This window comes from Synechococcus sp. H55.7 (genome assembly GCF_047462395.1).
Classification (GTDB): Bacteria; Cyanobacteriota; Cyanobacteriia; order Thermostichales; family Thermostichaceae; genus Thermostichus.
Window position 1 is genome coordinate 21,879 of the sequence record NZ_JANSJD010000009.1, and the last position, 20,611, is coordinate 42,489.

A 20,611-nucleotide genomic window follows, 5' to 3' on the forward strand; every position below is an offset into this window, starting at 1 on the left:
CAAAGTCGCAACTGCAAAAAAGCTGCTTTTCCAGGGATCCCCTGTCAACCTAAGCTGCTTTGGATTCCAGAGTGGTCTTCACAACTGGATCCGTCTACAGCAGAAGCTCTGGCCCAAAAGGGATCAAACGACAGCCGCAGCGGCGCGATCGAAGTAGGATTCGATTTCGGCAATCAGAGCGCTGCAATCGCCCCGGGTGATCCCGTTGGGGTCGTTCACCACCGCCACCGCGGCTTTTTTCATCTTTTGGATGCCGTTGGCCACCGAGCTACCGGGGGTGCCCAAGGCTTGATAGGTCTCCCGCAGGCCGTTCAAGCAGCGCTCGTTCAGCACGCTGGCATCTCCGGCTGCCACGGCGTAGGTGATGTAGCGGAGGATGATGTCCATATCCCGCATGCAGGCAGCCACGTTACGGCTGGGGTAGGCAGGGCCACCGGGAGCGTTCAAATTGGGCTCCTCGGCAAACAATTGACGGATGGCATCGGTCACGATCTTAGAAGCGTTGCTGGTGAGGCGGTTCACAGCATCCAAACGCTTGTTGCCCTCAGCAATCACCTGCTGGAGAGCCGCAAACTCGTTCTCCCCCAGGAAAGCACCTTTGGAGTCAGCTTGGGCAACCACTTTGCCAAATACATCGTTCATGGTTTTCAATCTCCCTAGCGAAAATAAAAGAGGTTATGAACCCACATTCCCTACCGCCGACCGGAGGACACACGCCAGTCGGAAAGGCGACACTGCTTGGATCCTCAGTGCCGAAGGGCGCTGCTTGGCCTACAGACCCACCGACGGGGTCAAAGCCAAGAGAACCAAGATGAGCCAGCAAAGCCCCTATCCTCCAGCAAAGGTAAGCTGCTGCCGAGGGTAAAGCTACTCCAGGTTGCAATCCAAAGAATTGGACTTGGATCAGAACCCTCAGCCGCTGCCGCCAACCGCAACTGGGCAGAGGGGGAAAAGTCGGCTCCCCTTGTTTCCAGTCTTTTTCTACCGCGAAGGCAGGAAGCGGTTGCATCAAAAAATGTAAATTGCCTTCACCTCGCGCAAAAAGAGTTGAATTGCTTTCCAAGCTGCTTCCCATCTGCGATCCCGGCCAACGCTCTCCATCTTTTTAGCGGGAGTTTTTTACAAAAGAACATGGTACTTTGCTTAGCTTTACAATATAAAGAAAGGTGTCAGCCTCGATCGCGGCTTTGCCGCTTGGCAGGGAGCCATTTTCGGTGTCGGGGCGAACACTCTCAGAAAAGAGACATAATTTAACATTTGCTGAGATCCTTGGATGGGCCTGGGGTTGGGGCAAAATCTGAGAAGGCTTTTCTCGATGCCGGCAATTTTCGGTATACGCCTTTACAGAACTTTTGGATGATTGCCTATGCCTGTCGGGTTTGATCGCACCGCTTCCCCGGAACTGCTACAGATGGCGCGCTGGCTGGCAGGAGACTTCAGCAACCAAGAGCAAGCCTGGGAGAATCCGCCCTTTTTTGCTTCCATTCGGGTGGCCTATCGCCCCTTGCCGGCTCAAGTGTTGGGTGGGATTGGCTTTTATGTGGAGCAAGCTTACAGCGGCCATTTGGAGGATCCCTATCGGCAGGCGGTGGTGGAATTGACTCAGGTGGGCGCCGGGATCCGGATTCGCAACTACCGTCCGCTGGAGCCGCAGCGGTGGCGAGGCTGTGCCCGGGAGAGGGCAGACCAACTGCGCCAACTGAGCGCCGCCGATCTGGCTTATTTGCCTGGGTGCGATGTGCAGGTGCGACGGGAGGGATCTGGCTTTGTGGGCGTGACGGAGCCGGGGTGCCGGTGTTGCGTGGTGCGCAACGGCCAGACTACTTATTTGCAGACCACCTTGCACCTGAGCGAGAGCGAGTTTTGCAGCCATGACCGAGGCATGGATCCCATCACCCACCGGCAGGTTTGGGGGGCATTGGCGGGCGCTTTTCGCTTCCAAAAGGTGGTCGATTGGCAAGCGGAGCTGTTGCTGTGCGGATGATCCAATGCAAGTGAGGTCGAGCCCAAAGGATGAGCCACGGTCGGGGGGGATGTTGCCGGCTCTGATGGTGATGCTGGCTTTGCTGCTGCTCGGTGTTGGATGTGCTGGCCAGGGGGAATCTGTCGCCCCGGTGTTGATCCCTCTCCCGCCGCAAGCGGGAACTGAGTCGATTCCCATGCCGGTGCGCACACTGGGCAACAGCCGCTTTAAGTTGCTCGGCTTGAACGTGGGGGTGGCCGGGGCCGGCGCGGAGTTGCTCTTGGACACCGGCTCGGCAGGTCTGCGCATTGTATCGGCGGCGGCAGGTCGCTTCGGCCTAGAACGGACGGAGATCCCTTCTACCGTCACCTTTGCCGATGGCACCCAGTTTGTCGGCGTATTGGCCCGTGCCCCCTTCAGCATCGGCGGGATCCCCAGTCGAGAGCCGGTAACGATTCAGTTGATCGACCGCATCGCCTGTGTGGACGCGCTGGTAGCCAATTGCTCAGACAACCTGTTTGGGGTGGGGCGGCCTTTTGCCGGGATCCTGGGCACGTCCCTCGATGAGCGCAGCCCCGATCCGGAGCTGTTCAGTCCGCTCACCCGTCTGCCGGGCAATTTTCGCTCCGGGTACATGATCCAAACGGGCGGCTTCAACTCCACCCAGGGCCTTTTCACGGTTGGCCTGACGGACAACAACACCGCCGGCTTTAATTTCCGGCAGTTTCCCCAAGTGGGGAGCTTTCCCGATGGCACCCCCATCTGGCGGGATGAGGCTTTGCAAGTGGCCTACAGCATCAGCAATACTTCCATCCAAAATGCCCTCAGCCCCACCCAGTTCGACAGCGGCTCTTCCGACATTTTCCTCAACGTCAGGCTGTTGGGAGCAGCTCCCTTCTCCACCTCGACTCTCCCCCCTGGGGCGGAATGGCGAGCAGTGTTGGAGGGGGCTTTCGACTACCGTATTCGAGTTGGCTTTCCGATTACGCCCAGTCGAGATCGAATTTTTGTGAGCGGCAACCAGGGGGTGCAACTGTTGGGCATGCCGCTGTTTTTCAACACTGATGTTGCCTTTGATGTTGAACGGGGTCGGGTCGGCTTTCGCGTGCGTTGAAAAAAAAGAGCTTGTTGCAGACTGTTGCACGGCTGGCCAGATCCAGCTAGCTTTCCCCGGTACCGGCCACATTTCGAGCGGTACTGAAAGGGCAATTAAGGGTTCTGCTTCCCTTTGGTCAGGAAATAGCGGCGGCTGATCCCCTGGGTCAACAAGACAAACAACACCAGGGATCCCTGAATGATGCCGGCCAGCGAAGACTCCAGTTGCAAAGAGAGAGGCAGTTGCAAGCTGCCGATGTTGAGGCTGCTGAAGAAAAAGGCAATCGGCAAAATCAGCAGCGGGTTAAAGCCGGCCAGCATCACCACCAGCAAGGCCAGAAAGCCCAAGTTGCTGGAAATGTTGGGGATGAGACGATGGAACAGAGCCAACACCTGCAAGGCGCCCGCCAGCCCTGCCAGTCCTCCACAGCAGGCAAAGGCCATGAGCAACCTTTGGGTAGCCGGGATCCCCAGCCGGAAGGCAGCTACGGGGTTTTTCCCCACCGCCCGCAACTGCAGGCCAAAACGGGTGTTGTGCACCACCAGCAGCGTCAGGACCAAAGCCAACAGGGCCAGCAGCAACGCCACCGGACTGGCCTCTGACCGCCCCCAGGTGGGCAACCAGAAACGGGGATCCAACAATTCTGTTCCGCTCATGGAAGCCACCCCTGGCCTTTTCCAAGGGCCGAAGATCAGGTACAAGACCCAGCCTTGGGCAACAAAGTTCAGCCCCAGACCGGCGAAGATCTCGTTGACCCGTCCCCACACATTCAGGATCCCGGCCAACAGGCCCCAGCCCGCCCCGCCCAGGATCCCGGCCAAAAGTGCCCAGGTAATGGCCAGTGGCGGTTCCAGGCGCACCAGAAAGGTGGCCGCAATGGCCCCGACCACCATCTGCCCTTCGATGCCCAAGTTGTAGAGACCGGCAACAAAGGTGAACACCAGTCCACAGCAGCAGAGGACAAGAGGAGCCAGCGTCGCCAAAACCCGGCCAAACTGAGCTTCGCTGCCAAAGGCCCCCTGCCACATGCTGGCTGCCACCTGGAGAGGTGAAGCCCCCGCCAACAGGATCACCCCTGCCACAAACAGCAGCGCTGCCAGCCAAGCCAATCCCTGGATTGCCCAGGTGCGCTGCGGAGACAACCACGACCGGCCCGATGCCTCGGCTTCCACCATGCGCCGTCACCTCCTCCCAAGTTCTCAAGGAGCAATGTTTAGAGTTTTGATCGTAAACGCCTCAGGAAGGCTCCCCGCTGGCCGCATCTGAGAGGGAGCGGTGCACCAGTTGCCAGCCCTCCACCTCGGCCAAAGGCTGCAGTCCCAAGTCTTCGATGTCAACCTGTTCTGCCTGCACAGGGGATACCCAAAGGTAGTCTCCATGCTCCCCTTGTTGCAGAGCCTGATCATCCACCCATCTTCCCGGATTGGGCGTATAAAAGGCGATGGCCTGCGCCTGACAGACATCCGGCAAGCCGCTGCGGCCAATATCCACCACGGGAAAACCAGTGTCTGCAGATCCCAGCATCTGTTTCCAGTCCATCTGGGCAAAAGCAGGGCTGAAATTGCCGAAGTCAGGCCGCAGGAGGATGCTGACCATGGCGAGAATCCCGGCAGCTAGGAGTGTGCCCAGCCAGAGCTCCCCGGCATGGTGCAGCACCCGCCGCCAGCTCCAGATCCCTGGCAGCAAGAGGTACAAAAGCCCCATCACCACCAGAGGCCAGGCATGGGGTTGTAGGAGCTGCAGACCGTCTACGCCCAGGCGGACGGCTACCCCCAAACCCAAAAGCAGCAGCCCTACCGCCGCCAACCCCCAGGAGAGCACCTGGGCCAGGTGGGGTCTGTCTCGCCGAGAACCTCGTCCCGCTGTCCCAGTCGAGGCGGTGCGGAGCGGAAACGGCAGAGCTTGATCGAGGACCACCCCCGCCAGCAGAGCTAGCCAGGGATAGAGCTGCACCGTGTAGTAGGGGGTTTTGGTGGGATAAAGCTGCAATAGAACCAAAAGCAGCAGGGGAAAAGACCAGATCAACAAAGTGGATGCCGGCTTTTGCCGCACCAAGAGAATTCCTCCCACCACCCCCAAAACCGTCCAAGGAAAGCCGTGGGCCGGGATGTGCCAAAAGTAGTACCAGCCGGTGGCATCGGCATGGAAGGGTTCTTGCCCCAGATCCCACACCTTTCCCACCAAGGTGGCCAGCACCTCGGAACCGTATACCCCCATGGCCGGCACCAGCCAGAGGCCAAAGATCCCCAGGCCCAGCAACATCCCCAGCCAAAAGGGGGCGGATCCCAGCCAGTGGCGCCGCTGCTGCACCCAGTAAGGGATCAAAGCCGCTGCCGGCAGCAGGATCATGGCGCTCTTCATCAAAAGGCCCAGCCCAAAGGCCACCCCCACCAGCCAAAACCAAACTGGGTGGCCGCGGCTGCCGTTCACCAGCCCCAGGATCCCCAAGAGCTCCAGGCAGGTCAGGGGCACATCTTGCCCCACCAGCCGCCCCTGCTGTACCCAGAGGTAGCAGAGGGGCAAAACCGCCATGCCCAGCAGGGCCGCCCGTGTCGGCAAAAAAGCCCGCCCAATCCAGCCCACCAGAGGAATGGAGAGCAAAGCGGCCAGGATCCCGGGCAGCCGAGCCGCCCATTCGTTGATGCCGTAGAGGGCAAAGCTGAGGGCCACGCTCCAGGTGAGCAGAGGCGGTTTCTCGAAAAAAGGCTCCCCCAAAAAAGTCGGCCCCAGCCAGTTGCTCCCCCACAGCAGCTCGCGGGCCATCTGGGCATAAAAGCTCTCGTCGCAGCCAGCCAAACTGGGATCCGCCCCCGAAAGCACAAACAGGGGCACCGCCAGGCCCATGATCAACAGGCTCAGGCCCCAAAAGGGCAACAGGTGCGGGTCGCGGCGAAACTGGACAAAAGAGCTGGTTGCCGGCAGGGATCCTCGGCTGGGAGAACTGCCCAGACGGTTAGGTTGGCCGAAAGGACGCATGAGACAAGCCTTCTGGAACGACACCAAGGGGCGGCTCTGACCAAACTAAACTAAACCCTGCGGTAAAGAGATCTGGCTTTTTTTACGGAAGCTCCAGGGATCTAGAGGCGCTCTCCAGCTTATCTGCCAGAGAGGTCAAGCCCTGAAACCAGCCGAAAAACTGCTCGGCATAGGGTTGCAGGGCCGGTTCGAGGTAGTAGAAGTTCTCCCCCCGGTCGGTGAACTCCCAAAACTCCGCAGCCGTAGAGAGCAGCTCTTGGCGGATGCTCTGCAGGCGCGCCGAGGGCTCGTGCTGCATATCCCTGTAGATCAACTTGGCCAAATCCTCCCGCCCACGGCTGAGAAAGTAAGCCGCCAGCCGCACCTGGGTTTTGCGGATCCCGCGCAAGGTATTCTCCTGTTGCTCGCTTTCGGGGTCTTGGTCTAGGCGTAACAAGGCTTGCACAATGGCTTCGGTTGTTTCCGACTGCAGAGCACAGCTCAACTGGGCCAGCCTTCCCAGATCGAAGCCAAAGGTTTCCGAAAGGAAAAAGAGGCCGGCCTTGTAGGCAGTCAAGCTGTAGTAGCGAAAGTAGTCAACAATCTGCAAGACCAGGGCCGACTGACGGTGGTGTAGGGCTGCCTCGGCCAGCAGGCGGTATTGCTTGAGCAGGTTGTAGCCACCGCGGATGTCGCGCGCGTTGATGACAGCCCGCAGGTAGGTGTTGAAAAACTTGATCACCCACCCCGCTACCGTGAGTCGTTGGGTTTCCAGGGCGCGGATCCCCAGCTCCCGGCTGTGAATGGCCACCAGGGTGCTCGCCTGCTGCATGCCGTTTAGCCCCTCGACAAACAAGGCCTGATACTGCCGCAAGATCTTCAGCTCCAGCCAGGATCTCTCTGCCTCGATCTGGCTCAATAGGCCCTTATCCACCGAAGCAAAGTCCGGATCCCGCTGCAGAGCCGCGGTCAAGAGAAACCAGGTGGGGTGCAGTTGTGCTTTGTGCTCGGCATAGAAGATCCATAGAGACTTTAGACTATCCAACGCTTCCAAGAAAATGCTTCCCTCCTGTTGGCGGAGAGCGCTGGTGGCGATGCTTTTGATCTCATCGAGGGCAGCAAGGCAGCGCTGATGAGCTGGCGAACATTGGCCTGTTGGAGAGTGCTGCTCTGTTGCCACACCACGCCGACGCCAGCGAGAGAAACGACTCTCCTCGAACCCGAAATCAGATCCCAATCTTCTGGAGACAAGGGATCCCAGGACGGCCTGCCGCACCTGCTGCTCAATGCGACGGATGATCGAGGTCGGTTGCAAGAAGTTAAACACAAAGCGAAAGTAGGGGATCAGCACCAAAAACGAAGCTGTGCCCAGCAGCAGGTTCAGCCCGATGAGCAGCCCCGGATGTCCGCTGGCGGGATCGTAAAAGCTCAGGGCTATCGAGCTCCACAAACTGACCACATTGGCCAGGATCAGGAAAAAGAAGAGATAGAAGTTGACCTGCTCGCGCAAAAACAGCTCGGTGACCTTCGGGGTGAAGCGATCCGCGCTCAACTGCACCACAATGGCCACCACCGAGAGGGTAACGCCCAACACCCCCGACAACACCTGGGTCAAGGTGGCTACAAATTCTTGCAAAGCCTCTGCATCCTGGGTGGATCCCGTCCAGGCCAGGTTCAACCCGCTCTGGATCCAGCGGTGCCCACCCCAGGCCCAAAGCAAACCTGCTCCCACCCCCGCAGCGCTCCAGGGCAGAAGGCGAGGGCGACGCCCAACACAGTTGGGAGCTGTGTGTATCTCTTTCACGGTGGCTTTTCCCAGAAAGGGGGCGCCTCAATACTCGCTCAGGAGAGCTTCCACAAACTCATAGCTGGAAAAAGGCCGCAGATCTTCCAGCCCCTCGCCGGCGCCGATGAAGCGGATGGGCAAGTGCATCTGTTGTGTAATGGCCAGGGCAATGCCCCCCTTGGCGGTGCTATCCAGCTTGGTCAGGATCACGCCGCTCAGCTTGGCCACTTCGGAAAACACCGCCGCTTGGCGCAAGCCGTTTTGCCCTTGGGTGGCATCCAGCACCAGCAGGCTTTCCACCTTGGCTTCAGGAGCTTTTTTGTCGATGATGCGGCGGATCTTGGCCAGCTCCTCCATCAGGTTTTTCTTGTTTTGCAGACGGCCCGCCGTATCCACCAAGAGCAGCTCGGTGCCCCTGGCCTGGGCGGCTGTGATGGCGTCAAAGACCACCGCCGCCGGGTCAGCATTGGGAGAAGGATTGGCGATCACCTCTACCCCCGCTCGTTCTGCCCAAACCTTGAGCTGCTCCACCGCGGCAGCCCGGAAGGTGTCGGCAGCGGCGATCAAGCAGCGGTACCCAGACTCGCGGGCCACATGGGCAATTTTGCCGATGGTGGTGGTTTTGCCCGCTCCATTCACCCCGACAATCAGCCAAATGTTGAGCGTGCCCCGTTGCGGCGCAAAGGTGGGATCCCCTACCGTCAACATCTGGCGCATCTGCTGCTTGAGGTATTTGACCGCCTCCTCCGGCGGCACCACCTCCTCGCGCATGCGCTTTTGTAGGGCTTGGATGATCCGCTCGGTGGCATCGATCCCCACATCGGCCTGCAGCAACAGGGCCTCAATTTCTTCTACAGCTTTCTGGTCGAGGGGGCCACGGCCTACCAGGGCCTTCAATTGGTTGATTAGGTTGAGGCGGGTTTTGCCCAAGCCTCGCCGCAGCTTTTGCAGCCAAGAGATCTCTTCTACGGAGATCTCTTCCGGTTTGCGCCCTTGGGCCGCCAAGATCTCGGCTGACCAGCGGAAGCCTTCATCGAAGACCAGCTCTTCCGGCCCGGTCTCGGGAGAGGGAGCGACGGCTGGGGTCATCGGCTCCGGCTCTTCCACAGCGCTGGCTTGCAGGGCTTGCAGACGCTCGGCAGCACGGGGAGCCAGATCGAAAAACGAGGGAGCTGCCGCCGGCTGCACAGAGGGTGATTCTGGAGATACCGGTTCTTTTGTTGGAATAGGCTCCGGAGGCGAGGCCGGTGGCTGTGGCTGGAGAGCTTCTGCAGGGATCCCTTCTATTTGCCCATCTGTTTGCTCAAGCGGGACGGAGTCCTTGGCTGGGGCCTCCTGGCCAGCGGCACGGGCCTTCAGGTTGGCATAGGCGGCTTTGGCGAAGGCCAAATAGTCTTCGGGGGAGATCTCCGCTGGCTCCGTGGCCGACGTGGGGTCTGGTGGCGAAGGCTTTGCTTCACCAGGGGAGTCGGTATAGCGGCGGCGAAACCAATCGAAGGCCATAATCCCAATCTCCAGCCAGACTGTTTTTTTCCAGTTTGACAGAGCAGACCCTAGAGCGCAGCCGTAAACTACCCGACTCCGACCGCTAAGCGATACGGAGCGGGCTTCTGGTAGCCCTGCAGTTGGCAAGCCAACCACGGGCCTCTAGGCCGGTTTACAGCGACCCCCAAAAGCGCAATCACGTTGGCACCGTTCAAATCCGCATCCCCTTCCCAACCACAGGCCGGGTTCACACAACGAAAACGCTTCCCTTCCCGCTGCCCAATCCACAAACACCGGTGGCAGGTCTGCGAGCTGTAGGCAGGCGGCACCACCACCACCTTCACCCCTGCTCTTGCTGCCTTGTAGTGCACAAACTGCCGCAACGGGTAGAACGCCCCTCGCGCTAGCGGGCCGTAGGCCTCAATGTTCGCCCGCCGCCGCTCTCTCTTGCTGCGCCGCTGTTGGTTGACGCGCTCCCGGATCCCGGTCAGGTCTTCCAAGGCAATAAAACGGTGGGTGGCCAGTGCCCTGGAAACAATGGACTTGGAGATGCAGTGATTGACCCAGGTTTGAAAGCGTCTCTCCCGGCCAGACAACCGTTGCAGCAGTTGCCGACACCTGCGCCGAGTGCTGCGTGTGCCCTTGCTGGCCTTGCGTTGCATAGCCGCCCTCAACCGGGAGTAGTGATCTCTGACCCGGTTCAACTGCTGTCCATTGAAGCTTGACTGGGTTGACCACCTTCTCTGGCGTGTTTTGGTTGACCCAGTAAGGCCTACGGCCCGCTGGCGCGAGGAGTGCTTGTGCAAAAGCCGACAAGGTTGCCTCTAGCTTCACGGCTTGCGAAGCAGACACCTTGAGCTTGCAGGAGATAGTCATGATTTGGGTCATGTCACGATTATCCGTCGTCCGCATTCCTCCCGACCCTGACCGGCCCGCCTTCCCCCCGTATACGGGTGGACAGAGGGGGGTACAGGGCGGGGCTCCTGCGGTTTCTAGCTGAAGATTGCATCCATGCTCAACCGGGATCTCTAGCCGTCCGCGTCAGGGATCATGATCTTCTCCAGCGTCTCCACCCGCACAAACCCAATCACCTGCAATTGGTCAGGTTCTATCTCTAGGCTGAGCACCCGCAGCAGGATCCCGATCTCTTCCAGCTCTTGCAGGTCAAACACCCTATTGAGCCCGCCCAAGAAGGCTGCTGAGATCTCATCGGGAACCCGTACAGAACCGATGACAAACTCCGGATTCTCCAGCTTGAGGCTGCGCCCTTCTTCCACCCGGATCCCGGCGTTGAACACCACTTCGACCGACTGCTTGGTGCCGCCGTCCCGCTCCACCAAGAGGGCAGAAAGCTGAATACGGTTGGGATCCAAAAACTCGACGCGGGGCTGACGCAGGTCAAAACGGCGAGCTTCCCTGCCAGCTCCGCCAAAGGGCAGATCTGCTTGAATATCCTGAAACTGGCGGAGCACCTCTGGCAGGTTGAGGGCAGCATTCAAGTCCTCTTCTCGCACCACCACCCGCACCGCAGCTTGCAGAGGTCGCGCCAGGCGCAGGGGAGCCCCCTGAAAAAAAGAGGGATCGATCGCCACCGGATCGGTTTCCAACTCGAGAAGCTCAAGGCGGGGGAAAGGGGCCCGACACAGCCCGCGACCGGCAATCAGCAGGCGATCCGCTTGGCCCTTCAGCAGACGGTAGTTGGGTCGGCTTTGGATGCGCACCTCCAAAACCTCGGCCCGATCCAACTGATCCAGCAAAAGCTGCCGTGCCGTCTGATCTGCCAGATAGCCTGCTCCTCCTCCCAAGCCTGCCAACAGCCCCACGAGAATCGCCAGGAGCTCCATACTCACCACCCTGATGCGCCCCAGCCCAGGTTAGCAAAGGGGCCATCTTGGGGATCCCGGCTAGCGCAGCACCTTGAGGGGACTGGCCTCGATGGGGCGGTTGCCCAGGAAGGTTTTGGCAATTTTCAGGCCATCGGCCATCACCGGACGATTGAGGGCGGGATCATGGATGAATTTGGCCCCCGAGGCAACCGTTGGGCGCCCCTCGCCCCAGGTATCCACAACCTTAAGAGTTGCGGCGGCAACCGGACGTCCGTCGGCATAGTAATCCACCACCTTCAGGGTCGAAGCCCCCACCGGACGGTGGTCGATCTCGATCTTGCTGAACTTGACAGGGCTGGGGAAGACGGGCGGGCCGGATCTCTCCGTCAGCAGTACCGGCATCTGAGCAGAGGCCCCCTCAGCAGGCAGAGGAGCCAGGTTCAGAGGGCTACCCATCTGCGTTGGCGAGACGGAGTCCTTTCCCACAGAAGAGGCTTCTTGCTCTGGAAGCGTGCTGGAATGACCATTGGGAACGGCCATAAGAATCTCCCAAGTTGATAGAAAAACAAACCAAACAGGACGGGAAAGGATCTAGACCCAGTGGGGCGCTGCAGAAGAGCCGTACAGCTCAGCCAGGCTAAAGTTGACCTCTTCAAATCCAAGCTAAGCCGAAATCTAAAAAGATTATAAACCAAACTTGGATATGGGATCCGCTGGGCACAGCTCGGCGCTCTCTTCAAACTGACCCTGTGTTCTGCTCTTGAGCTCATGGTTGTCCAGATGCAACCCATTGAACACCCCTGCGCAAGACCCAAAAGGGTTGGTACACTAGCGCTGGAGTGAGTTGGCCAGATCGATGGCGGGGATCCCTCATGTCTATTGGCGCTGGGCTATAGTGTAAAACCGGCAGCACAGGCAAGATCTCGATTTCGGTGCGCTGGGTTTGGGGGAGAGATTGCGCAGGCCAAGTGGAGCTGCCGGAGCTGACTAGGCCATGTTGAGCGATTTGGCCAAAAATTGCACCATACCCCTGGGGAAGAATGGAATAGGATGAGGCTCTATATTCGGGCAAATGTTCAGGCGCCGTTATGATGGGATCCCCTACATGGAACCCTGAAATCTCCCCGCTTACCCCATCTCCAGACTCCTGGGCTACGGGCAGTGTGTACTTTCGCTCGGATGCCCAAGGGATCCATCTGCACCTGCCCAGCACCCTGACCTGGGAAGAAGTTTGGGAGAACTTGGTGTGGCAGTTGCGCAGCCGCAAACCCCACTGGGCAGGAGTGGCCCCCCTGACCCTGTGGTGCCAAGGGCGAGAGCTGGACATGCCTGCCTTACAAATCCTTGCTGCCCTGTTGTCCCAGCATGGACTGCAACTGTGGCGCGTCCAAACCGGATCCCGCTCGACGGCGATTGCGGCGGCGACGCTGGGCTATTCTGTGGAACAATCTTCCCCCTTAGAGGCGATTCCCCCTGTCCCCCCGGATACCACCCCCCTCTACCTGCGATCCACAGTGCGCTCGGGAATGTCCGTGCGCCACCGCGGCTCGGTCTTCTTGCTGGGGGATCTCAACCCTGGCGGCGAGATCATTGCGGGCGGAGACATTTGGGTTTGGGGACGTCTGCGAGGGCTGGTGCATGCCGGCGCCGAGGGAGATAGGAGTGCTGTGATCTTGGCTTTGCAGTTGGAGCCGACTCAGTTGCGCATTGCCGATCAGGTGGCCCGTCCACCCGAGGGTGGATCCCCCCCCGACACGCCAGAGGTGGTTTACTTGCAGGAGGATGCCATCTGCATTGCCAGCCTTCAGGATTTTCTGCGGAGGGGGGTATGAGCCGAGTCATTGTCGTAACCTCTGGCAAAGGCGGGGTGGGCAAAACCACCCTAACGGCCAACCTGGGCACTGCCTTGGCGCGCTTGGGTCGCTCGGTGGTGGTGGTGGATGCCGACTTTGGCCTGCGCAACCTGGACTTGTTGCTGGGGCTGGAGAATCGGGTGGTGTACACGGCTCTAGAGGTGATTGCGGGGGAATGTCGCCTTGAACAAGCGTTGGTGAAAGACAAACGCACCCCCAATCTCTCGCTGTTGCCAGCAGCCCAAACCCGCAACAAAACGGCGGCCAACCCAGATCAGATGCGCCAGTTGATCGAGAAGCTGGCCGGCAGCCACGACTATGTGCTGATCGACTGCCCGGCAGGGATCGAACAGGGGTTTCGCAATGCCATCGCGGGGGCCGGCGAGGCACTCATCGTCACCACCCCGGAGGTGGCGGCAGTGCGGGATGCAGATCGCGTAGTGGGCTTGTTGGAAGCTGCACAAATTGCACCGACCCAGCTTATCGTCAACCGCCTGCGCCCCGATATGGTGGTAGCTGGCCAGATGATGTCGGTGGAAGACGTGGTGGAGGTGCTGGCCATCCCCTTGGTGGGTATCATTCCAGAAGACCGGGAGGTGATCGTCTCCACCAACAAAGGGGAGCCCCTAGTCCTCTCGGCCAACCCAACTCTGGCTGCTCAGGCCATCCAGCGCATTGCCCGACGGCTGGAAGGGGAGACGGTGGAATTCCCCAAGTTGGCCAGCTTGGGTGAGTCTTTCTGGGAAAAAGCCAAGCGGTTTTTAAACCAAAAGGTGCTTTGAATGGCTCTTCTGCCTGATTTGGATTGGGTTTGCCCATCCCCATTCGCCTTAACGACTGACTCCAGCTACCGCTAAGGCCCATGCTTCTCGATTTCTTAGATCAGCTTTTCTCCCGCCACTCCGGCAGCAGCCGCGAGCAGGCCAAGCAACGCCTGAAACTGATCTTGGCCCACGACCGCACCGACCTCACCCCGGCAGCCTTGGAAGCGATGCGGCTGGAGATTTTGGGGGTGGTGTCCCGCTATGTGGAGCTGGATGCGGAGGGGCTGCAATTTCACTTGGCGGCAGAAGGGGGGACGACGGCCCTGATCGCCAACCTGCCCATTCGTCGTGTCAAGCCCCTGGCGGAGGCCGGCCCCTGCCAAGAGGACAGCCTGCAACAGGGAGCTGCCCCCTCCGAGGGCGGCCATTTGAGTTCACCTTCGGCCTGAGCTACCCTAGACTCAAGGAGCAGTAACTTCAAGGTGTTACATAAAAGTGTTACATTCGGCCAGAGTTTGCCTGTTCGTCAAGATGCTTTCTCGCTGCTCCCACCTGTGTCTGTCCCGGCCCGGAGCGACTTGTAGTTGTTAACAGCCTGTTCATGTCAACCTTCTGTGGCCCCAACGCTAACCAAGACAGAACTGCTGGGACAGAGTTCTCGCTAAGGGAGGTTGAGCCTCGGCATGGAAAACTCCTTTGAGCTGACGATCCTGTTTACGCTGGCCCTAGTGGCCGGGATCGCAGCTCAAGTCCTGGCCAATTTTGTCAAGGTGCCCAGCATTGTTTTCCTGCTCCTGTTTGGGGTGCTGCTGGGCCCGGATGGCCTGAGCTGGGTTCACCCCCAGGTTATGGGATCCGGGCTGGAGGCGCTGGTGTCGTTGGCGGTGGCTCTGATCCTGTTTGAGGGGGGGCTGAACCTGCGGCTGCAACGTCTCAACCAAGTCTCCGATAGCCTGCGCAATTTGGTGTTGCTGGGATCCCTGCTGACCTTGGTGGGGGGAGCGGTGGCGGCCCACTATTTGGGGGAGTTTCCCTGGCCCCTGGCCTTTTTGTTCGGATCCCTGGTGGTGGTGACGGGGCCGACGGTGATTAACCCCATCCTGAAGCGGGTACGGGTCGATTCCGCCGTCAGCACCCTGCTGGAAGGGGAAGGGGTGCTCATCGATCCGGTGGGGGCCATCTTGGCGGTGGTGGTGCTGCAGGTGGTGCTTTCTGGCCACCCCAGCTTCCTCATGGCCTTGGAGCAGTTGTCCAGCCGCTTGGCCATTGGGTCGGCGGTGGGGGCGCTGGGGGGCTGGCTGATGGGATCCTTTCTGCTCTGGTCGCGGCAGTTTTTGACGGAGGAGCTGCGCAACTCGGTGGTGCTGGCGGGGGCGCTGGGGGTGTTTGCCCTGGCCCAGTCGCTGCGCTCCGAGGCGGGGCTGATGGCGGTGGTGATGGCGGGCCTGGTGGTGCGGCAGAAGGCGGCCATTGCCGAGCGGAGCGTGCGCCAGTTCCACGGCCAGTTGGTGGTGGTCGCTATCTCGGTATTGTTTATCCTGCTCACGTCCACCCTCTCTCTGAAGGCGGTATTTGCTCTGGGCTGGGGAGCGTTGGCCACGGTGCTCTGCCTGATGCTGGTGGTGCGCCCCTTGAGCGTGTGGCTGTGTACCTGGCGCAGCGACCTCAATTGGCGGCAGAAGCTGTTTGTGGCCTGGCTGGCCCCCCGCGGCATTGTGGCGGCTTCGGTGGCCTCTTTGTTTGCCATTTTGCTCACCGAGCGGGGCATTACCGGGGGAGATGCCCTCAAGGCGCTGGTGTTTTTGACCATCTCGCTCACGGTGACGGTGCAGGGGCTGACCGCCGCCTGGGTGGCCCGCTGGCTGGGCTTGGATCAGGGCAGTTCTACCGTGATCGTCGGCAACCATCCGCTGGTCGACCAGTTGGCCCAGTTGCTGCGCTCCCTCAACCAGGCGGTGGAGGTGCTGCCACTGCCGTCGGGATCCCGTCTGCGCGAGCCTGTCGGCCCAGCCGAGCTCAACGGCCACAAAGCCGGCCATACCTCAGGGCCCCAGCCCCCCACCAGCAATGGGCTCTCCAAAGCTCTGCCCGTTCGCGTCAGCGGGACGGAGTCCTTGGAGGAACCTGGCCAGGTGCTTCCCGGATCTTTGCAGGAAGCCGTGCTGAGCGAGTCAGCCTTCTTGAAAGCCGATATCGACCATGCGGAGACGCTGCTGATCCTGACTTTGGATCCCCAGATGAACTGGGCCATTGCCGAGTTGATGGTGAAGCTCTCGGTTTCCGCTGCCATCTGGACGGTATTGCTGCCGGAGATGCCCATCTCAGAAGGGATCCGCACCCTGCCGATCCCCTTTTCCCAACTGCAGCGCTGGGCCGGCTACCTGGAGGCCAACCGGGCCGAGTTGCGCTCGATCACCCTGCCCACCTTGGCGGATCTGGGTCTGAAGCCCCCCCAATTGACAGTGGCCTCGGCCCAGGAGTCGATCTCGGCGGCGCGCTCAGCTCTGCTCAACCCCTTTTCAGCCCAGATGGAAGTGGAGGATCCCACGTTGGAGCGGCTGCGGGATCAGTTTGCCTACCGCATCAAAGCCGATCTCTGCCTGCCTTTGTTGCTGGTGCGCCCGCAGCGCTTGGGGGGCTGGTTCCGGGAGGGAGGCGGATCGTCTCAACTGGGCCGGTTGTTTTACCTGCCTGAGCCGGACGTTTGGCGACGCGGAGATCGCATCTACTACCTGGAGCGCACGTCCAGCCCTGTAGAGGCCGCTGCTCCCTTTGCCAGAGAGTCGGATCCCCCGGAATGGGATCCACCCTCAGCCGAGTTACTGCCCCAGTATGTTGAGGGCGTCAAGCTCCACTTTGATCTCTAGGGATCTCGAGGCAGCCAGCGGCCACTGGCGATGAGCGAGCACCCCTGCACCTGCTTGGGCTGACCTAGGTATACCCAGGCCGAGGTGCCGCTCTCCAATTGCACCCACCGTCGTTCGTACAGCCGCGGGTGATCTTCCAGCTCGTCTAGGCGGGGTAACAGGCTCAAGGGAATGCGGTAGCGCTCGCCGTAGAGCCGATTTTGGCCAGGAACCGCCATCGGGTAGGGGCCGAGATCGTAGAGGTCGATGTGGTTGAGGCTGTCGGTTCCCAAAAACTCTGCTCCTTGCAGCAGGCTGTGGTACTGGCCACCCCGCAGCAGGGATCCGTAAACGAAAACCACTGTCGTCTGTTCCATCGTGCTCTGGGACAGGGTGAATTAGGGAGATTGGGCCAATTTTTGGCCGATGCGCGGCTCCGAGCCGGCCAGCAGGCGCTCGATGTTGCGTCGATGAGCCCCGATCACATACACTCCGCCCGCCAAGGCAAACAACACATAGGGCAGAGGCTGAGCCATTGCCCACATCAAGAGCGGGGCCGCCCCTGCCGCCAGCAAAGAGCTGAAGGAGACAATGCGGGTGAGGGCGATCCCCAGCAGCCAGACGCCAAAGGTGGCCAGCGCCACCGGCCAAGCCATAGCCAACAAGATCCCCAGGCTGGTGGCCACCGATTTGCCCCCCTTGAAGCCCAGCCAACAGGAGCGGCTATGGCCGATCACCGCCCCCAGGGCCGCTACGACCACCCACCACGGCGATCCCAAAGCCGATCCCAGGACCACCGCTGCCGCCCCTTTGGCAGCATCCACCAGCAACACCAGCAGCGCCGGCCCCTTGCCCAGCGTCCGCAACACATTGGTTGCCCCCGTCGAGCCGGATCCCTGTTGGCGGAGGTCGATGCCGCCCCACCAACGGCCTACCCAGTAGCCGGTGGGGATGGATCCCAGGAGATAGCCCCCCAGCGCCGCCAGGAGAGCCGCAAACAATGTAGGCATGGCCGGATCTTGAACGCTCTTCCCTCACTTTGCCACATGGCTTGAGCTGCAACTCCCTGACCTATTCATGAAACGTTTCTCTACGTCGTTGTTGCGACGCAATGCTGCCGCGAACGCGCCTATCCCTAACTCCCCTCTCCCTGAGGGAGAGGGGTCGGGGGTGGTCGCGTGAGCGGCGCAGAGCGCTTGGGCTGCTCCCTGAGGGAGAGGGGTCGGGGGTGGTCGCGTGAGCGGCGCGGAGCGCTTGGGCCGGCGGCAAAGTGTCTTAATCCTGTTGGAAACGACTGTAACTGCCGACAGTGGAGAGCGACCCTCCTCCAGAGGGCAAAGCTTCCCGCCATCGGCTAGATATCCAGAGCCGCCAGATCCAGATGGGCACTGTGAGCCTCAATAAACTCCCGTCGGGGGCCGACAGCATCTCCCATCAAGATGGTGAAAATGCGATCCGCCTCCACCGCATCTTCAATGGTGATCTGTTTGAGGGTGCGCGTTGCCGGGTTCATGGTGGTCTCCCAAAGTTGTTCGGGCATCATTTCCCCCAGACCCTTGAACCGTTGGATAGTGTACTTGGCGTTGGCCGGCAATCCCCGCACGATCTGATCCTTCTCGGCGTCGCTGTAGCAATAGCGAACATTATTGCGGCCCCACTCGATTTTGTAGAGCGGCGGACAGGCGATATAGACATAGCCCTGTTCCAGAAGGGCCTTTTGATAGCGGTAGAAAAAGGTCAACAACAGGGTGCGAATGTGGCTGCCGTCCACGTCAGCATCGGTCATGAGGATGATGCGGTGGTAGCGCAGTTGGCTGGGATCAAATTCATCGCCTTTAACCCCCAACCCCAGCGCCGTGATCATCGCCTGAATCTCGGCATTTTTGTAGATCTTGGCGGGATCTGCCTTTTCGATGTTGAGGATCTTGCCGCGCAAAGGCAGTACCGCCTGAAACTGCCGATCCCGACCTTGTTTGGCGCTGCCCCCCGCCGAGTCGCCTTCCACCAAATACACCTCGGATTCGGCCGGGTCACGGCAACTGCAATCGGCCAACTTCCCCGGCAGCGTGGAAGATTCCAGGGCGGATTTGCGCCGCACCAATTCCCTCGCCCGCCGGGCTGCTTCGGCAGCGTTGAAGGACTGGATGGCTTTATCGACGATCCCCCTGGCCACGTTGGGGTTGAACTCCAGATACTCCGCCAGCGCCTCGGAGACGAGGGTCTGGACAATGCCCCGCACCTCCGTGTTGCCCAACTTGGTTTTGGTCTGCCCCTCAAACTCGGGGTTGGGTACTTTGACCGAGACGATAGCCGTCAGCCCCTCCCGCACGTTTTCTCCGGCCAGGTTGCTGTCAGAATCTTTGAGTTTGTTGAGCTTGCGGGCTTGGCTGTTGATGGTGAGGGTAAGAGAGGCTTTCAGGCCCTCCAAGTGGGTGCCCCCCTCGGTGGTGCGGATGTTGTTGGCAAAGCCGATCAACGTGTCGGTATAGACATCCGAGCACCACTGCAGCGCCACTTCCACCTCGACGCCATCCCGCTCCCCCCGTATGTAGATGATGTCGGAGTGAATGGGGGTTTTTTCGTGGTTGATGAAGGCTACATATTCCTTGATGCCGCCCGCATACTGATAGGTTTCGCGGTGCGGTGGATCCCGCCGCAGGTCGGTGAAGGTAATTTTCAGGCCAGCGTTGAGGTAGGCCAACTCGCGAAAGCGGGCCGCCAACAGAGCATAGTCGAACTCTCGCTCGGGAAAGATCAGCCCATCCGGCTTGAAGCGCACCTCTGTACCCCGCCGGTTGGATCCCTGGGGTTGCGGCTCGGATTGCAAGGATCCCACCACCGCCCCGCGCTCAAACCGCTGAAAGTGAACCTTGCCCTCCCGCCAAACCGTCACCTCCACCCATTCGGAGAGGGCATTTACCACCGACACCCCTACCCCGTGCAGCCCGCCGGAGACCTTATAACCGCCGCCGCCGAACTTGCCCCCCGCGTGCAACACCGTCAGCACCGTCACCAGGGCCGACTGCCCAGTTTTGGGATGAATATCCACCGGAATGCCGCGGCCATTGTCCAAAACAGACACCGAGCCATCGGGGTAGAGGGTAATCTGAATATCGTCGCAATAGCCGGCCAAAGCCTCATCGACGGAGTTGTCCACCACCTCGTACACCAAATGGTGCAACCCCTTGGGCCCGGTGGAACCAATGTACATGCCAGGCCGCTTGCGCACAGCCTCCAAGCCTTCCAAAACTTGGATCTGCTCTGCACCGTAGTTTTCCGTCATTCGCAACTCCAATCCTGAAGAAGACCCCCAGCCAAGATCCACAGAAACCCAGAAAATTGACCTTAAAGGCCAGGAGTGAGTCTAGTATCCCAAAAAACTGCCCCTATGGTAGCACAAAAGGCTAGAATAGCCACACAGACGCTTCTGGGGGCCGAGTTCAGGAGGGGATGCAGGTAGAGAAATCAGTCTATCTCTCCAGACCCTAACCCAGAAAGCTCTCCACCAACCCCGGCGGCGGCTGTACCTGAAGCGTGCCTTTTTCCAAATCCACAACGGGCACCAGGGCTTTTACAAAAGGGATCAACACCTGTCGGCGGTCAGGGGTTGTTATCTCCAGCACATCCTGGCCGGCGGCCAAAATCCCCGAAACCTGTCCCAGCAGCTCTCCTTGGTGATAGACGGCCAAGCCGATGAGATCGCGGTAGTGGTACTCCTCCGGCTGGAGGGGCAAGCGGTGGGAAGCCGGCACCAGCACCTTGGCTCCCACCCAAACCTCTGCAGCCGTTCGATCGGGGATCCCTTCCAGTCGCACCAAGTAAAGGCCCTTAGCCGGGAAAAATTGCCCCTCGATCAAAGGATGTAGTAAGGGCTCCGGATCCGCATCCCGCTGCAGCCAACGGGGCCCCGGCTGGGTGAGTCGCTCCGGGAAATCTGACCAGCACTTGACCCGCAGCCAGCCCCGCAGGCCATGGGCCGCCACCACCTGCCCCACCAGCAGCCAAGCAGGAGCTCCTTCCTGGGCTGAAGCCACCAT

17 protein-coding genes and 1 pseudogene are annotated in these 20,611 nt (G+C 60.2%); 6 read left to right on the forward strand and 12 right to left on the reverse strand.

What is annotated here, in order from left to right; translation table 11 throughout:
- Nucleotides 1-123 precede the first annotated feature (123 nt).
- Complete coding sequence (locus NW851_RS05955) at nucleotides 124-642, reverse strand: phycocyanin subunit beta (protein WP_011434282.1); 519 nt, start codon at nucleotides 640-642, stop codon at nucleotides 124-126.
- A 724-nt stretch (nucleotides 643-1,366) separates the two neighbouring features.
- On the opposite strand from NW851_RS05955, the gene NW851_RS05960 reads away from it, so the two are divergent.
- Nucleotides 1,367-1,984, forward strand: a complete 618-nt coding sequence (locus NW851_RS05960) for a chromophore lyase CpcT/CpeT (RefSeq protein ID WP_414332326.1) — start codon at nucleotides 1,367-1,369, stop codon at nucleotides 1,982-1,984.
- A gap of 49 nt (nucleotides 1,985-2,033) precedes the next feature.
- Nucleotides 2,034-3,077: a hypothetical protein gene (locus NW851_RS05965; protein ID WP_414332324.1), complete on the forward strand. Its 1,044-nt coding sequence runs from the start codon at nucleotides 2,034-2,036 to the stop codon at nucleotides 3,075-3,077.
- 95 nt (nucleotides 3,078-3,172) lie between these two features.
- Here the strand turns inward: NW851_RS05965 and NW851_RS05970 are convergent, their stop codons facing one another.
- The 7 genes and pseudogenes from NW851_RS05970 to NW851_RS06000 form a co-directional block, all read right to left on the reverse strand.
- Nucleotides 3,173-4,234, reverse strand: coding sequence for an ABC transporter permease (locus tag NW851_RS05970; RefSeq protein ID WP_414332322.1), 1,062 nt, complete (start codon nucleotides 4,232-4,234; stop codon nucleotides 3,173-3,175).
- Nucleotides 4,235-4,295: 61 nt separating this feature from the next.
- Entirely contained in the window at nucleotides 4,296-6,035 is a 1,740-nt protein-coding gene (locus tag NW851_RS05975; protein WP_414337291.1) for an ArnT family glycosyltransferase, read from the reverse strand.
- Nucleotides 6,036-6,117: 82 nt separating this feature from the next.
- The gene (locus NW851_RS05980) at nucleotides 6,118-7,818 is read right to left on the reverse strand and encodes a DUF2254 family protein (RefSeq protein ID WP_414332318.1); all 1,701 of its coding nucleotides are present in this window, start codon (nucleotides 7,816-7,818) and stop codon (nucleotides 6,118-6,120) included.
- Nucleotides 7,819-7,845: 27 nt separating this feature from the next.
- On the reverse strand, nucleotides 7,846-9,303 hold the full coding sequence (gene ftsY / locus NW851_RS05985) for a signal recognition particle-docking protein FtsY (RefSeq protein ID WP_414332316.1): 1,458 nt from the start codon (nucleotides 9,301-9,303) through the stop codon (nucleotides 7,846-7,848).
- 68 nt (nucleotides 9,304-9,371) lie between these two features.
- Nucleotides 9,372-10,004, reverse strand: a pseudogene (locus tag NW851_RS05990) (RNA-guided endonuclease TnpB family protein); the annotation flags it as partial.
- A 309-nt stretch (nucleotides 10,005-10,313) separates the two neighbouring features.
- The gene (locus NW851_RS05995; RefSeq protein ID WP_414337292.1) at nucleotides 10,314-11,129 is read right to left on the reverse strand and encodes a DUF2993 domain-containing protein; all 816 of its coding nucleotides are present in this window, start codon (nucleotides 11,127-11,129) and stop codon (nucleotides 10,314-10,316) included.
- A 60-nt stretch (nucleotides 11,130-11,189) separates the two neighbouring features.
- Nucleotides 11,190-11,651 carry a hypothetical protein gene (locus tag NW851_RS06000; protein ID WP_414335779.1) on the reverse strand — a complete coding sequence of 154 codons (462 nt, stop codon included), beginning with the start codon at nucleotides 11,649-11,651 and terminating at the stop codon, nucleotides 11,190-11,192.
- Between the two features lie 551 nt (nucleotides 11,652-12,202).
- On the opposite strand from NW851_RS06000, the gene minC reads away from it, so the two are divergent.
- From minC to NW851_RS06020, 4 genes are all read left to right on the forward strand, one after another.
- Entirely contained in the window at nucleotides 12,203-12,943 is a 741-nt protein-coding gene (gene minC / locus NW851_RS06005; RefSeq protein ID WP_414335788.1) for a septum site-determining protein MinC, read from the forward strand.
- Nucleotides 12,940-13,746 (forward strand): septum site-determining protein MinD, encoded by an 807-nt coding sequence (gene minD / locus NW851_RS06010; RefSeq protein WP_414337293.1) that lies wholly within the window; start codon nucleotides 12,940-12,942, stop codon nucleotides 13,744-13,746. Before minC ends, minD begins: the two co-directional genes overlap by 4 nt.
- Before the next feature lie 80 nt (nucleotides 13,747-13,826).
- Nucleotides 13,827-14,177 carry a cell division topological specificity factor MinE gene (gene minE / locus NW851_RS06015; protein ID WP_414335782.1) on the forward strand — a complete coding sequence of 117 codons (351 nt, stop codon included), beginning with the start codon at nucleotides 13,827-13,829 and terminating at the stop codon, nucleotides 14,175-14,177.
- Between the two features lie 234 nt (nucleotides 14,178-14,411).
- A complete protein-coding gene (locus NW851_RS06020; protein WP_414335783.1) occupies nucleotides 14,412-16,595 on the forward strand; it encodes a cation:proton antiporter in 2,184 nt (727 codons plus the stop codon).
- On the opposite strand, the gene NW851_RS06025 is transcribed toward NW851_RS06020, so the two are convergent.
- The 4 genes from NW851_RS06025 to rimM form a co-directional block, all read right to left on the reverse strand.
- A complete protein-coding gene (locus NW851_RS06025; protein ID WP_414337294.1) occupies nucleotides 16,592-16,936 on the reverse strand; it encodes a gamma-glutamylcyclotransferase in 345 nt (114 codons plus the stop codon). The two genes, NW851_RS06020 and NW851_RS06025, sit on opposite strands and share 4 nt — an antisense overlap.
- Before the next feature lie 36 nt (nucleotides 16,937-16,972).
- Nucleotides 16,973-17,584, reverse strand: coding sequence for a glycerol-3-phosphate 1-O-acyltransferase PlsY (gene plsY, locus NW851_RS06030; protein WP_414337295.1), 612 nt, complete (start codon nucleotides 17,582-17,584; stop codon nucleotides 16,973-16,975).
- Between the two features lie 344 nt (nucleotides 17,585-17,928).
- Nucleotides 17,929-19,857 carry a DNA topoisomerase (ATP-hydrolyzing) subunit B gene (gene gyrB / locus NW851_RS06035; protein WP_414335672.1) on the reverse strand — a complete coding sequence of 643 codons (1,929 nt, stop codon included), beginning with the start codon at nucleotides 19,855-19,857 and terminating at the stop codon, nucleotides 17,929-17,931.
- A gap of 202 nt (nucleotides 19,858-20,059) precedes the next feature.
- The gene (gene rimM / locus NW851_RS06040; protein ID WP_414335673.1) at nucleotides 20,060-20,611 is read right to left on the reverse strand and encodes a ribosome maturation factor RimM; all 552 of its coding nucleotides are present in this window, start codon (nucleotides 20,609-20,611) and stop codon (nucleotides 20,060-20,062) included.

Bases quoted from the DNA above. Each gene is read 5' to 3' on its own strand.
- NW851_RS05955 (WP_011434282.1), bottom strand. From the start codon at position 642: ATGAACGATGTATTTGGCAAAGTGGTTGCCCAAGCTGACTCCAAAGGT.
- NW851_RS05960 (WP_414332326.1), top strand. From the start codon at position 1,367: ATGCCTGTCGGGTTTGATCGCACCGCTTCCCCGGAACTGCTACAGATG.
- NW851_RS05965 (WP_414332324.1), top strand. From the start codon at position 2,034: ATGTTGCCGGCTCTGATGGTGATGCTGGCTTTGCTGCTGCTCGGTGTT.
- NW851_RS05970 (WP_414332322.1), bottom strand. From the start codon at position 4,234: ATGGTGGAAGCCGAGGCATCGGGCCGGTCGTGGTTGTCTCCGCAGCGC.
- NW851_RS05975 (WP_414337291.1), bottom strand. From the start codon at position 6,035: ATGCGTCCTTTCGGCCAACCTAACCGTCTGGGCAGTTCTCCCAGCCGA.
- ftsY (WP_414332316.1), bottom strand. From the start codon at position 9,303: ATGGCCTTCGATTGGTTTCGCCGCCGCTATACCGACTCCCCTGGTGAA.
- NW851_RS05995 (WP_414337292.1), bottom strand. From the start codon at position 11,129: ATGGAGCTCCTGGCGATTCTCGTGGGGCTGTTGGCAGGCTTGGGAGGA.
- NW851_RS06000 (WP_414335779.1), bottom strand. From the start codon at position 11,651: ATGGCCGTTCCCAATGGTCATTCCAGCACGCTTCCAGAGCAAGAAGCC.
- minC (WP_414335788.1), top strand. From the start codon at position 12,203: ATGGGATCCCCTACATGGAACCCTGAAATCTCCCCGCTTACCCCATCT.
- minD (WP_414337293.1), top strand. From the start codon at position 12,940: ATGAGCCGAGTCATTGTCGTAACCTCTGGCAAAGGCGGGGTGGGCAAA.
- minE (WP_414335782.1), top strand. From the start codon at position 13,827: ATGCTTCTCGATTTCTTAGATCAGCTTTTCTCCCGCCACTCCGGCAGC.
- NW851_RS06020 (WP_414335783.1), top strand. From the start codon at position 14,412: ATGGAAAACTCCTTTGAGCTGACGATCCTGTTTACGCTGGCCCTAGTG.
- plsY (WP_414337295.1), bottom strand. From the start codon at position 17,584: ATGCCTACATTGTTTGCGGCTCTCCTGGCGGCGCTGGGGGGCTATCTC.
- gyrB (WP_414335672.1), bottom strand. From the start codon at position 19,857: ATGACGGAAAACTACGGTGCAGAGCAGATCCAAGTTTTGGAAGGCTTG.
- rimM (WP_414335673.1), bottom strand. From the start codon at position 20,611: ATGGTGGCTTCAGCCCAGGAAGGAGCTCCTGCTTGGCTGCTGGTGGGG.